A 12,281-nucleotide genomic window follows, 5' to 3' on the forward strand; every position below is an offset into this window, starting at 1 on the left:
ACGGTGCGCGTACGCACGAATTCTTGTCGGGGGAGCGCGGCGGCAGGCTCGTCGGCGCCCACCGGCGCCGACCGGAGGTGACCGTCGGTGGGTGACGACGGCTACGACTACTACTCCGCACCGGCGATCCGGGCCGCCACCGCGGCGATCCGCGCCGAGGCCGCGAGGTGGGACGACTTCGGCGACCGGATGGACGCAGTCCGCGCCGGGATGGCCGGGCTGGGCATCCCGGCGTCCGGGTTCGCGGTCGCCGACGTCTCCGGCACCGTGAGCTCCGCCGACCAGTCCCGCGTCTACGAGATCATGCGCGTCCACCTCACGACGCTGTTCACCGACGCGACCGCCGAGTTCCACGAGATCGCGGCCGTGCTGCGAAGCTGCGCCGAGTGGTACGAGGACGCCGACGACCACAGCGTGATCGACCTCGACGCGCTCTGGCACGCCTGACCCGGATCGAGAGCGATGACCTTCCCGGACCCGAACCAGCAGCACGCCGAGGCGACCCTCGGCCTGTTCCGCCTGGCGACCGCGGCCGTCGAGCGGGGCGTCGCCGACGTCCGCGCCGAGTGGGAGCTGCTCGTGCGCCGGGTCGACGACGGCATCCGCGTGGTCGAGCGCCGGCTCGGCGGCAACGGTTGGTGGGACTCGTTCGTCGAGTGGGTGACCGACGACGCCGAGGACGCGCTGCGGCGCGTCCGGGAGCGGCTCGACTCGGTCCGCCGGCAGGTCGACGAGGTCCTCGGGCGCGCCGAGGCCGCGTTCTCCCGCTCGCTGCCGGTGCTGTCGCTGATGGAGACCGGCCTGCGGTACCTGCCCGTGGTCGTCACCCCGGTCTCCGGCATCGCCGCCGACCTCGACCCGCCCGGCAAGAACCTCGCCTATTGGGACGGCCCGGCCAGGTCGGCGTATCTCGGCGTCGTCCGGGAGCAGCTCGACGCGCTCAACCAGTCGGTCGGCAAGGCCAGGATCACGAGCGGCTGGCTGGTGGAGGTCGCCGCGGCCAACACCGGCTACCTGGCCGGGCTGGCCGACCGGGTCGCCCGGGTCGCCGAGGGCCTGGCCACCACCTGCCTGGAGGGCAGCGCCACCGCGGCGGGCGTGCTCACCCAGTTCCCGGCGTCGCTGCAGGACCTCGCCGAGCTCGTCGGCACCGTGGTCGGCGAGCTCATCGGCTACTCCGCGCATCTCGCCGAGCGCCTCACCGAGGTCGTCGCGAGCGTCCAGCGGCTCGCCGTCGAGATCGCCGACCACAGCGAGATCGGCGGCGGTCGCTGGCCCCAGTCGGTGGTCAACGCCTGAGGCGCTCGTCGTTCGTCCTCGTGCCCACCGCGACGCTGCCCGCGCCGCCGCTCGGGACGGCGACCGGCCCGGCCCACCCGGATGCGGTGTCGCCGTCCCAGGACGGGCCGTTCCCGGCCGTGGCGGCGGCGTTCCTGGTCGTCGCCACGGCCGGGGTCACGGCTGTGCCGGCCCGCCGGCGGCGCCGGCCGTGCCCGCTGTCACTTGCTCGGGGACGGGGAGGCGGAGCCCCGCGGACCACGGCCGCCGGCGTGACCCGGGCCCTTGCCCGGCTCTCGGTCCGGGTCGCCGCCATGGTCCGCGCGCAGGGCGGCGTCGAAGATCGACGTGGCGGTCGCGGTGTCGCCGGACACGACGCCGACCACGGTGACCGCGTCGCCCACCTTGACGTCACCGATCTTGCCGGAGCCGTGGTTCACCTTCGTGTCCGCGCCGACGGTGAACGTGGTGCTGTGGTCGTCCTCGCTCTTCGCCGTGATCGATGTCGGGCTCACCGCGGTCACGGTGCCCGACTGGAGGCGGTGCGTGACGAACTTGCCGCTGCTGTCCTTGACCACGAAGTCGCCGTGCAGCGCCCCCTTGCTGCCGCCGCGTTCGGCACCGCCGCCCCGGCCGCCCGGCATGCCGTAGCCGCCGTGGCCCGGTCCCTGCTGGACGACGGCCCCGCCGGTGCTCGCGGCGTTCGCGACGGCCACCCCGCCACCGATCACGATCACGCCCGAGACGGCCGCCACGATGCCGATCTTGAGCTTCGAGTGCCTCGAGCCGCGCGGCCCGCCGCCACCGGGGGCGGCCGGCGGCGTCCAGGGTGCCGGCCCGGCACCGTACGTTGCGTCCTCGGTCATGGAAGTCCTCCCAGTACGTCCTGCGGTCGTTCTCCAGCCGACGGTGCGGTCGCAACCTGGCACCGCGATTCCGTGGACCTGCCAATACCCTGTGAATTCCGCGCTACGGCCAGAAGGTGAACCCGTGGCGGACCGTCCCGTTGTTCCACGGCGTCGACGAGCGGGTGCCGGTGGACGGCCTGGAGTTCGGCGCGCGGGTCCTCGACCGGTTGCTCCGCGGCTGCCGGCCGGCGTGGTGCTGCCGGCGCGGTGGGAACCGGGGTGCTCGCCGCCGGGCGCCGGTGCGTCAGCCCGGGAACGGCTGGCCCTCCGGATAGCGGGTGACCTGGGTCGGCTCGGCGCCGCCGTCGACGCGGAACGTCAGGCGGGTGCTGCCGATGACGATCTCGTCGCCGGGGTTGAGCGCCGCCGTCGCGACGCGCCGGCCGTTGACCAGCGAGCCGTTCGCCGAGCCCAGATCGGTCAGCACCACCCGGTTGCCGTCGTAGTCCAGCCGGGCGTGCTGGCGTGAGGCGCGCACGTCGGGCAGGCGCACCGTCGCCTGCTCGCCGCGGCCGATCACGGTCGAGCCGACCGGCAGCAGGTAGTTGCCGCCGTCGTCGGTCACCAGCCGCACCCCGAACGCCTGCCGGGCGGGGGTCTCGCCGCCGGTGTGGACGCTCGCGATGATCCGGAACAGGCCGGTGTCGAGGGCCGCACCGCGGTCGACCTCGACGAGCACGTCACCGTAGACGGCCCAGCCCTGCTCCCCGATGTATTCCGCCTGCGACTGCGCGAGCTCCTGGGCGAGCGCGGACGCGTACGGCGCCAGGCGCGAGTGGTCGTTGGGTGAGAGCTCGATCACGAACCGGTTCGGCACGAGGATGCGCCCACCCGACACGGTGGTCTTGTGCGCGTCGGCTTCCCGCTGCATGGCGTTGAGGATCTCGACGGGGTGGACGACCCCTTTGAACACCTTTGCGAAGGTGCCCTCGACGATGCCTTCCAGCCGCTTCTCGAAGCGTTGCAGCACGCCCACTGTGCGTTTCCCCCTCTGGTCCGGACCGGTCCCACTGTCTACCACGAGTGTGCCCGCCGGGCCCGGCCCGCCGCACCGGGACAATGCTCCCGGTGGGACGGGACTCCGGGCCGGTCCGGCCCGGGTCGTACCGGCGGCACCGTGGTCGCATGACCACCACTGTCACCGAAACTACTCGCCGCGCCGGACGCGGCTGGGCACTCAGCGGCGCCCTCGGCGGCCTCGTCGGCCTGGCCGGCCTCCTCGTCGGCGCCGACCTCACCGCCACCGTGGGCGACGGGATCAAGGACAACACCCTGGTCGTCGCGGCCATCGCCGACCACCGCGGGTACGTCTGGGCGTACCAGGTCGTGTGCTCCGTCGCGGCGGTCTGCATCGTGATCTTCGCCGCCGGGCTGCGCCGTCACCTCGGCGCGCAGGAGCCGGCCGGCAGCCTCGTCCCCGGCGTCGCCGCCGCGGGCCTCGGTCTCGTCGCCGCGACGCTCGTCGTGGGCGGCGGCATCTGTACCGAGCTGTACTGGGCGCTCGGCGAACCCGAACGCTGGGACCCGGACACCGTCGCGAGCCTCGTCGAGATCTACAACACGATCGCGTGGCTGTGGGTGGGTGCCGGGGTCAGCGCGGCCGCGGTCGCCGTCGGCGGATTCCGGCACGGCTCCGCGAGCCGCTGGCTGGCCGCGGTCAGCGCGCTGCTCGCGCTGCTGGTGTTCGCCACGCAGGTGTTCCCGGCGCAGTACGGGTCGCTGTTCCCGGGCGCCCTGTGGGTGTCCGTGGCCGGCCTGGCGTTCCTGTTCGGCGGCCAGCGCGGCGGTGCCGGTCCCGAGCGGGCCGGGACACCGTCCCGCGTCACCGGGACCGGATGATCGTTACTGTCGCTGACGATGAACATCGCGCGGATCGCCTGGCCGTTGTCCGGTGCGAGCCTGGTCCTGGCCGTCCTGGCCGGCTGGCTCGCGCTGGGCAACGGCGCGTCCGTCGGCGACGTCAGCAGCCTGGCGTCGATCGCCGCCTGCGCCGTCACCGGCGGGCTCATCGTGCGCCGCCGCCCCGGCAACCCGGTCGGCCCGCTGCTGCTCGGCAGCGCGCTGAGCTTCATCCTCCTGGAGGTCTGCGGCCAGGCGGCGGTCCGCACCGGGAACCCCGCGCTCGCCTGGCCGCAGACCTGGCTGTGGGTGCCGGGCAACCTCGGCCTCGCCCTCGTGCCGGCCTTCTTCCCGGACGGGCGCCTGCCGCGCCGGTGGCGCCCCGCCGTCCGGGCGCTGCTCGGCGTGGCCGCCGTCGCCGCGGTGACGGGCGCCCTGCGCCCCGGCCAGAACGACCAGGTCCGCCCGCGGGCCCCGGCCAACCCGCTCGGCGTCGCCGCGCTCGCGGACCTCGCGCCGGCCGTCGAGACCGTGTTCACCGTCGCCGCCGGGATCGCCTTCGTCGTGGGCGCCGGCGCCGTCGTGCTGCACACCCGCACCCTCACCGGAGCGCGGCGCCAGCAGGCCCGCTGGCTCGCGTACGCGGTCGGGCTGGTCGCCCTCGTCGTCCTCGGCCGGCTCGCCGCCGGCCTGCTCGACGACCGGCCGGACCGGGTCTGGCCGCTCGCCGAGCCCTGGGACGTCGCCGGCGGGGTGGCGATCGCGCTCATCCCGGCCGGCATCGGCATCGCCGTCCTGCGCCACCGGCTGTTCGACATCGACCTGCTCATCAGCCGTACCGTCGTGTTCGTCGCCCTGTCCGCCGGAGTCGCCGGCGCCTACCTGCTGGTCGTCGGGGTGCTCGGCGCGTCCTCGGTCGTCGCCGCCGTGGTGGCCGCGCTCGTCTTCGGCGCGCTGCGCCAGTGGCTGCAGCGGCGGGTCAACCTGCTCGTGTACGGCGAGCGCGACGACCCGTACACCGTCCTGACCCGGCTGGGGGAGCGCCTGGCCCAGGTACCCGACCCGGGCGCGATCCTCGAGACGAGCACCGCGACGGTCCGGGAGGCGCTGCAGCTCTCGTACGTCGGGATCGAGGTCGGTGGCGGCCGCTCGTACGAGCTGGGCACCCGCCCGCCGAACCCGGCCGCGCTGCCGCTCGTCGCCGGTCGGGAACCCGTGGGCACGCTGCTGCTCGGCCCGCGCCCCGGCGAGGCGGCGCTCGGACCGCGGGACCTGCGGCTGTTGGAGGACCTGGCCCGGCACATCGGCGTCGCCGTCCAGGCGGTCCGGTTCTCCGCCGACCTGCGCCGCTCCCGCGAGCAGCTCGTCGTCGCCCGCGAGGAGGAGCGCCGCCGGCTGCGCCGCGACCTGCACGACGGCCTCGGCCCCACCCTGGCCGGGCTGACCATGCGCGCCGAGGCCGCCCAGGAGGTCGGCGGCGAGGAGGCGACGCGGCTACTCGACGAGATCGTCGCCGACGCGCGGACCGCCGTCGCCGACGTGCGGCGGCTCGTGGAGGGCCTGCGCCCGCCGGCACTCGATACGCTCGGCCTGGTCGGCGCGCTCCGGTCGCACCTCGCCGGCTGGTCCGGCACCGGCGGGCCGCGGGTCACCGTCGACGCGCCGGAGGACCTGGCGGGCCTGCCGGCCGCGGCCGCGCTGCCCGCCGCGACCGAGGTGGCCGCGTACCGGATCGCGCTGGAGGCGCTCGCCAACGCGCGCCGGCACGCGGGGGCCACCGCGGTGCGCCTGCGGCTGCGGCTCGACGAGGGCTGGCTGGTGCTCAGCGTCACCGACGACGGCCACGGCACGACCGCCGTGGCACCGGGAGCGACCGGGACGGGTGGGGTGGGGATGCATTCGATGCGCGAGCGGGCCGAGGAACTGGGTGGCACGCTGAGCGTCACGTCGTCGCCGGCCGGGACGAGGGTCTCGGCACGGCTGCCGCTGGAGGTGGTGCCCTAGTGACCGATGCCGTACGGGTGCTGGTCGTCGACGACCACGACCACTTCCGGGCCGGCCTGCGCGCGCTGCTGGCCACCAGCCCGGAGGTGGCCGTCTGCGGCGAGGCGGCCAGCGGCGAGGAGGCGCTGACGGCCGTCGCCCGGCTGCAGCCGGACGTGGTGCTGCTGGATCTGGCCATGCCGGGCATGGGCGGCATCGCCGCCACGGAGCGGATCGTCGCCACGACCCCGCACGTCCGCGTGCTCGTGCTGAGCATGGCGGACGATGACGACTCGGTGTTCGCGGCCCTGCGCGCCGGTGCCCGGGGCTACGTGCTCAAGGGCGCCCGCCGGGTGGAGATCATCCGCTCGATCACGGTGGTGGCCGACGGCGAGGCGATCTTCGGCCCCGCGATCGCGACCCGGTTGATGGGATACTTCGCCGGGCTGGACCGGGCGGCCCCGGAGCCGTTTCCCGAGCTGACCCAGCGGGAGCGGCAGATCCTGGCGCTGATCTCGCGACACCTGACGAACCCGCAGATCGCCCAGCGGCTGGCCCTGAGCCAGAAGACGGTCCGCAACCACGTCTCGAACATCTTCGCGAAGCTCCAGGTGGCGGACCGGACCCAGGCCATCATGCTGGCGAGGGACGCGGGCCTGGGCGACCAGCCGGCCCGCTGACCGGGTTCGGAGTGGGTGGAGGTTTGACCGGCGGCCGCCGGGAGAAGTCTCGCCGAATGTCCGAGGTCACCGTCGTCATCGCCACCCGGAACCGGGCCGCCACGTTGCGGCGGACCGTCGGGCGGCTGCTGGAACTGCCCGAGCGGCCGCAGGTCATCGTCGTCGACAACGGGTCGGCCGGGGGGCCGGCGGTCTGCCCGCCCGAGGTGCTCGTCCTGCCGCTCCGCCGGAACCTCGGCGCCGTCGCGCGGAACCACGGTGCCGCAGTCGCCGATACGCCGCTCGTCGCGTTCGCCGACGACGACTCCTGGTGGGCCCCCGGCGCGCTCGACCGTGCCGCCGGCATCTTCGCCGGGCATCCCCGCCTCGGCCTGCTCGCCGGTCACGTCCTCGTGGGCGACGACGAGCGGACCGACCCGGTCTCGGCGTTCATGGCGACGGCGCCGCTCGGCGCCGCCGACGACCTGCCGGGGCCGTCGGTGCTGGGGTTCCTGGCCTGCGCGGCCGTGGTGCGGCGCGAGGCGTTCCTCGGCGTCGGCGGGTTCGACCCCGTGGTCCGGTTCATGGGTGAGGAGGAACGGGTGGCGTACGACCTGTTCACCGCCGGCTGGGGACTCGCCTACCGGGCCGACGTCGTCGCGCACCACCACCCCCGGGCCGGCGCGGACGACACCGGGAAGCGGGTCCTCACGGCACGCAACCGCGTCCTGACCGCCTGGCTGCGCCGGCCGCTGCGGGTCGCCGTCGGTGCGACCGCCGCGCTGCTGCGGGCCGCGCCGGGCGATCCGGTCGCGCGGCGGGCCGCCGTACAACTCGCCGCGCGACTGCCGCGGGCGCTGGTCGGCCGGCGGCCCGCCGGCCCGGACCTGGAGGCCGCGATCGAGCGCCTGGCGGCCGGCACTACCGCGCCGACCAGTTCGCCCAGTTCACCACGTCGATCGCGATCAGCCGCCCGGTGAGCCGGAACCGGGGATAGCGCTCGGACAGCAGCGCCACGGCACGGCGGCCCTCGGCGCCGTCCGGGTCGACGTCGCGGGCCACGCCGTCCGCCCGTACCCACCACAACTCGGACCAGTCGTCGGCGTAGTGGTCGACGAGGACGGAGGCCTTGGGATTCGCCGCCAGGTTCGCCAGCCGGCGCAGCTCCGTGCCGCGTTTCGGCTTGGCGTCCACGCCGTGGTAGATGGTGTCCTCGACGAGCACGAACACGATCGGCACCAGGTGCGGCTGCTCGTCGGGCCCCACGGTGGCCAGGCGGGCCACCGGCGCGGCCGCGAACCGCTCGCGGACGTCCTTCATTCGCCCTCGAAGGTGGCGATCGCCGTCTCCCACTCGTCGAGGGCCCGCTCGACCCGGCTCTTCGGCGCCGACGGCAGCCACCCGCTGGCCCGCCGCACCCCGGCCTCGTGGAGCCGCTCCAGCACCTTCGGGTCCGGTGGCACGCTGACCACCTGCACGTCGATCGGCCGGTCGGCCCGGGACCGCAGCTCGGCGATGCGCGGGAAAACGCTCTCGTCGTAGTTCGGGAACCACGCGTCGCCGACGGCCAGCACCCGGTCGAGGACGCCGGGACCGGTGCCGCCGACGAGGATCGGCGGATGCGGCCGCTGGACCGGCTTCGGGTAGCACAGGATGCGGTCGAACGACACGTGCCGCCCCTGGAACGACGCCTCGTGGTCGCGCCAGATCACCTTCATCGCCTCGACCCGCTCGCGCATGACCGCCATCCGCACCCGCGGGTCGGTGCCGTGGTTGCGCATCTCCTCGCGGTTCCAGCCGGCGCCGACGCCGAACTCGAAGCGGCCGCCGGACAGGTGGTCGATCGACGCCACCTCCTTCGCCGTGATGATCGGGTCCCGCTCGACCACCAGGCAGATGCCGCTGCCGACGCGCAGGGTGCTGGTCGCGACCGCGGCCGCGGTCAGCGCGACGAAGAGGTCGAGGGTGTGCCAGTACCGGCGGGGAAGCTCGCCCTCGCCGCCGCCCGCGGCGTACGGCGTGTCGCGGCTGGCCGGGATGTGGGTGTGCTCCGCGAAGAAGAGGGCCGACTGCCCGCGCTCCTCGACCAGCCGCGCCAGTGGCCCCGGCCCCATGGCGTCGTGCGTGGGGAAGTATCCGACACCGAAATCCATGCCCCCTGTCTACCCCGCGTGACGGCCGGCACGGGCGGCATCGCGGCAACCTCGTCCGGTTCGAGCGAGCCGCGCCGGGTAGGGGCCTACGGAACGCCCCGAGGAACACTCCGACCACCTCCGGAGGCACGCCATGGACGCGTCGGCTACCTTCATCGGTACGGCGACCGTGCTGCTGCGCATCGGCGAGTTCACGGTCCTGACCGACCCGAACTTCCTGCACGCCGGGCAGCGCGCGTACCTCGGCTACGGCCTGTCGACGAAGCGGCGGACCGATCCGGCCATGGGGATCGGCGACCTGCCGCCGCTCGACGGGATCGTGCTGTCCCACCTGCACGGCGACCACTTCGACCGGGTGGCCAGGCGCGGGCTGCTCCGCTCGCTGCCGATCGCCACGACCCGCGAGGCGGCGCGCCGGCTCCGCCGGTGGCGGTTCACCGGTGCGGTGGGACTGCCGGACTGGGAGCGGACCACGTGGCGGCGCGGGAACGAGGCGCTGCGGATCACCGCCGTGCCGGCCCGGCACGGCCCGGACGGCATCTACCGCATGATGCCGGAGACCATGGGCAGCGTCATCGACTGGGAGGTCGACGGCGTCCGCCGGCTGCGGCTCTACATGAGCGGCGACACCCGCTTCCGGGAGAGCGTGCTGCGGGAGATCCCGCAGCGGTTCGGCGACATCGACACGGCGTTCCTCCACCTCGGCGCCACCCGCCTCGGCGGCGTCATGTTCACCATGAACGGCCGTGAGGGGGTCGAGCTGACCAGGCTGATCCGGCCGCGGCGGGCCATCCCGATCCACTACGACGACTACAAGGCGTACCGGGAGCCGGTGTCGCGGTTCCTCGACGTCGCCACGAACAGCGGCCTCGGCGACCAGGTCCGCCCGATCCACCGTGGCGAGACGATCGACCTCGCCGGCGTGGTCGATCGACGGTAGCGCCCCACCCGGAGGGGTGGACCGGGCAGGAGGGGGTAACCAGGCGGTATGACCAACGAGGACGAGCGTTACACCATGGGTACCACCGGCACCCCGGGCCGCTCCGGTGCGGACGCGATCGACGAGGACGACGCCGTCAACGGCTCGGCCGTCGGCGCACGCACCGTCGGGCTCGGCGGCGAGCCCGACGACCCGGCGCTGCCGTTCGACCACCAGCCCGAGCCGGGCGACAAGCTGCATCTGCCCCGCGACGCGGTGCAGCGCGGCGACTGACCCGCCGTCCCGCGCCGCGTGGCGCGTGGCCGCGTGGCCGCGCGGCGCGGGTGACGTTGGGGATGAGCCGCTCCGCCGGCGACCGCTGGCGGACGGTGCGACACGGGCCGCGGGCTAGCGTCAAGATGCGAGTGCCGGTCTCCCGACTGGAGGAACGCGATGTCAACAAACGTCGCCGTCGTCATCGCCGTGCTGGTCGTGCTCGCCGTCGTCGCCATCGTCCTCGGGCTGTGGCAGGGGCGGCGCCGTTCGGCACTACAGCGGCGTTTCGGGCCGGAGTACGAGCGGGCCGTCGCCCGCGCCGGCAGCCGCCGCGCCGCCGATCGTGAGCTGCGGGAACGTCAGCGGCACCATGCCGAGCTCCAGTTGCGGGACCTCGAACCGCACCAGCGCCTGCGGTACGCCAGCCAGTGGGAGGAGACCCAGGCGCACTTCGTCGACCAGCCCGAGACGGCGACCCGCGAGGCCGATGAGCTCGTCACGCGGGTGATGAGCGACCGCGGCTACCCGGTCGAGGACTTCGACCGGCGGCTGGCGAACCTCAGCGTCGAGCACGCCAGCACGCTGGAACACTACCGCGACGCCCACGAGATCAACCTGGCCAACGAGCGCGGCCAGGCCAGCACCGAACAGTTGCGCCAGGCGCTGGTCCACTACCGCGTCCTGTTCGCCGACCTGCTCGGCGAGAGCCCCGGCGGGCGCCAGGTGCCCAAGACCGGCTGACACACGGGGAGCTTCACGATGGACCAGCAAGCCGAGAAACCCACCAGACCACTGCGCGACGCCGTTCCCGGGCCCCCTCCCGGTGCCCCTGCCGGGACGACGCCCGTGGACACCGCCGCCCACCAACCCGACGACACCGCCGCGGAAGGCCCGCTCTGGGATCCGGCGAAGGCCGAGGAGCTGCGAGGCCGCTGGCACGACGTGCAGACCAAGTTCGTCGACGATCCGAAGGGCAGCCTGAGCAGCGCCAAGGCCCTCGTCGACGAGGCGGTCCACGGGCTGGAGGACAGCGTCCGCGACCGCGAGGAGGCGTTCGGACGCAGCGGTGCCCGCATCTCCGACAGCACCGAGGGCATGCGCGCGACCGTCCAGCAGTACCATCACCTGCTCGACCGCCTCCTGTCCGTCTGACGCACCCGGCTACGCCCCGCCGTCGGCCGCCGAGCGGGTGGTGGGGTGGTCACGCGCGCGACGCTGCGGTAGCCGCCGGTCCGGGCGGCGTTTCGGCGGGACGCCGCAGGGAACGGGTCCGGCATGCGCAGACTGCTGGCGAAGCTGGAACGGTCCCACGGCCTCGACCGGATCGGCGATCCGGCCCGGAAGGCGATCCTCGCCGCGGTGCCCCGCGAGGGTGTACGGGACGTGCTGCACGGCCGCTGGCTCGGCCACCCGCTGCACCCGGCCGTGGTCCAGTTTCCGGTCGGGGCGTGGCTGAGCGCCGCCGTGCTCGACGCGCTGGCGTTCCTGCCCGGCCGCCGGCCGGCGGCCACGGCGCTGCTCGTCGCCGGCACCGCCGCCGCGCTGCCGGCGGCCGTCACCGGTGCCACCGACTTCACCACCCTGTCCCGCGAGCAGCGCCGGGTCGCCGTGGTGCACGCGCTCGCCAACAGCGTCGCGCTCGGGCTGTTCGTGTCGTCGATCGTCGCGCGGCTGCGCGGCCGGCACGCGGCCGGGCGCGGCCTGTCGTACGCCGGGACCGGTGTCGCGGGCGTGGGCGCGTTCCTCGGCGGGCACCTGTCGTTCAGTCAGGACGCCGGCACGAACCACGCCGCGGCCGCCCTGCCGCTCGTCCCGCGCGGCTGGCACGGGATCGGCGCGATCGAGGAGTTCCGGCCGGGCCGGGTCGAGTCGCGCATCCTCGGCGAGACGCCGGTGCTGGTCTACCGCGACGGCGACGGCGACCGGTTCAGCGTCCTCATCGGCCGGTGTGCGCACCGCAGCGGCCCGCTCGCCGACGGCCGCACGGTCGAGGTCGACGGCGAGGCGTGCCTGGAGTGCCCGTGGCACGGCAGCGTCTACCGGCTCGCCGACGGACGGGCGGTGCACGGTCCGGCGTCGTCGGACCAGGTCGTGCTGCGCACCCGGATCCGCGCGGGCCGGCTGGAGGCCGCGCGGCCGTAGCCGGCCCCGGGCCGCGGCTGGAATACACCCTTGACGCCGGGCGCTAGTCTCGACGTAGACCATCCGAGTGGAGGGAGCCGGCCGTGCGGTACCGCACCGTTGTCGTCGTTCCCCGCTCGCAGTT

General features: G+C 74.6%; 15 protein-coding genes. 11 read left to right on the top strand and 4 right to left on the bottom strand.

Annotated features, from left to right (window positions below; translation table 11 throughout):
* Positions 1 to 87 precede the first annotated feature (87 nt).
* A complete protein-coding gene (locus Drose_RS19790) occupies positions 88 to 447 on the top strand; it encodes a hypothetical protein (RefSeq protein WP_260722775.1) in 360 nt (119 codons plus the stop codon).
* A 15-nt stretch (positions 448 to 462) separates the two neighbouring features.
* Positions 463 to 1,299, top strand: a complete 837-nt coding sequence (locus Drose_RS19795; RefSeq protein ID WP_260722776.1) for a hypothetical protein — start codon at positions 463 to 465, stop codon at positions 1,297 to 1,299.
* Between the two features lie 200 nt (positions 1,300 to 1,499).
* Here the strand turns inward: Drose_RS19795 and Drose_RS19800 are convergent, their stop codons facing one another.
* Together Drose_RS19800 and Drose_RS19805 are read right to left on the bottom strand one after the other, a co-directional pair.
* Entirely contained in the window at positions 1,500 to 2,144 is a 645-nt protein-coding gene (locus tag Drose_RS19800) for a hypothetical protein (protein WP_260722777.1), read from the bottom strand.
* A gap of 286 nt (positions 2,145 to 2,430) precedes the next feature.
* Positions 2,431 to 3,162, bottom strand: coding sequence for an FhaA domain-containing protein (locus tag Drose_RS19805; protein ID WP_260722778.1), 732 nt, complete (start codon positions 3,160 to 3,162; stop codon positions 2,431 to 2,433).
* Between the two features lie 149 nt (positions 3,163 to 3,311).
* Between Drose_RS19805 and Drose_RS19810 the strand changes: the two genes are divergently transcribed.
* From Drose_RS19810 to Drose_RS19825, 4 genes are read left to right on the top strand one after another with little or no spacing between them, the layout of a single operon-like run.
* Entirely contained in the window at positions 3,312 to 4,025 is a 714-nt protein-coding gene (locus tag Drose_RS19810) for a hypothetical protein (protein WP_260722779.1), read from the top strand.
* Positions 4,026 to 4,043: 18 nt separating this feature from the next.
* Positions 4,044 to 6,029 carry a sensor histidine kinase gene (locus Drose_RS19815; RefSeq protein WP_260722780.1) on the top strand — a complete coding sequence of 662 codons (1,986 nt, stop codon included), beginning with the start codon at positions 4,044 to 4,046 and terminating at the stop codon, positions 6,027 to 6,029.
* A complete protein-coding gene (locus Drose_RS19820; protein ID WP_260722781.1) occupies positions 6,029 to 6,688 on the top strand; it encodes a response regulator in 660 nt (219 codons plus the stop codon). Before Drose_RS19815 ends, Drose_RS19820 begins: the two co-directional genes overlap by 1 nt.
* Before the next feature lie 56 nt (positions 6,689 to 6,744).
* Positions 6,745 to 7,647 carry a glycosyltransferase family 2 protein gene (locus tag Drose_RS19825; RefSeq protein WP_260722782.1) on the top strand — a complete coding sequence of 301 codons (903 nt, stop codon included), beginning with the start codon at positions 6,745 to 6,747 and terminating at the stop codon, positions 7,645 to 7,647.
* Here the strand turns inward: Drose_RS19825 and Drose_RS19830 are convergent.
* Positions 7,589 to 7,987 (bottom strand): TIGR03668 family PPOX class F420-dependent oxidoreductase, encoded by a 399-nt coding sequence (locus Drose_RS19830; protein ID WP_260722783.1) that lies wholly within the window; start codon positions 7,985 to 7,987, stop codon positions 7,589 to 7,591. The two genes, Drose_RS19825 and Drose_RS19830, sit on opposite strands and share 59 nt — an antisense overlap.
* Positions 7,984 to 8,820 carry a TIGR03619 family F420-dependent LLM class oxidoreductase gene (locus Drose_RS19835; RefSeq protein WP_260722784.1) on the bottom strand — a complete coding sequence of 279 codons (837 nt, stop codon included), beginning with the start codon at positions 8,818 to 8,820 and terminating at the stop codon, positions 7,984 to 7,986. The genes Drose_RS19830 and Drose_RS19835 overlap by 4 nt, the downstream gene beginning before the upstream one ends.
* A 133-nt stretch (positions 8,821 to 8,953) precedes the next feature.
* Here Drose_RS19835 and Drose_RS19840 point away from each other — a divergent pair, with 133 nt between their 5' ends.
* The 5 genes from Drose_RS19840 to Drose_RS19860 all read left to right on the top strand — a co-directional run bounded on the left by Drose_RS19840 (position 8,954) and on the right by Drose_RS19860 (position 12,157).
* Positions 8,954 to 9,760 (top strand): MBL fold metallo-hydrolase, encoded by an 807-nt coding sequence (locus Drose_RS19840; RefSeq protein WP_260722785.1) that lies wholly within the window; start codon positions 8,954 to 8,956, stop codon positions 9,758 to 9,760.
* 48 nt (positions 9,761 to 9,808) lie between these two features.
* Complete coding sequence (locus Drose_RS19845; RefSeq protein WP_260722786.1) at positions 9,809 to 10,033, top strand: hypothetical protein; 225 nt, start codon at positions 9,809 to 9,811, stop codon at positions 10,031 to 10,033.
* Between the two features lie 159 nt (positions 10,034 to 10,192).
* Positions 10,193 to 10,756: a hypothetical protein gene (locus Drose_RS19850; protein WP_260722787.1), complete on the top strand. Its 564-nt coding sequence runs from the start codon at positions 10,193 to 10,195 to the stop codon at positions 10,754 to 10,756.
* Between the two features lie 18 nt (positions 10,757 to 10,774).
* Positions 10,775 to 11,167 carry a hypothetical protein gene (locus Drose_RS19855; protein WP_260722788.1) on the top strand — a complete coding sequence of 131 codons (393 nt, stop codon included), beginning with the start codon at positions 10,775 to 10,777 and terminating at the stop codon, positions 11,165 to 11,167.
* 123 nt (positions 11,168 to 11,290) lie between these two features.
* Positions 11,291 to 12,157 (top strand): Rieske (2Fe-2S) protein, encoded by an 867-nt coding sequence (locus Drose_RS19860; protein WP_260722789.1) that lies wholly within the window; start codon positions 11,291 to 11,293, stop codon positions 12,155 to 12,157.
* Positions 12,158 to 12,281 lie beyond the last annotated feature (124 nt).

This window comes from Dactylosporangium roseum (genome assembly GCF_025264685.1).
Classification (GTDB): Bacteria; Actinomycetota; Actinomycetes; order Mycobacteriales; family Micromonosporaceae; genus Dactylosporangium; species Dactylosporangium roseum.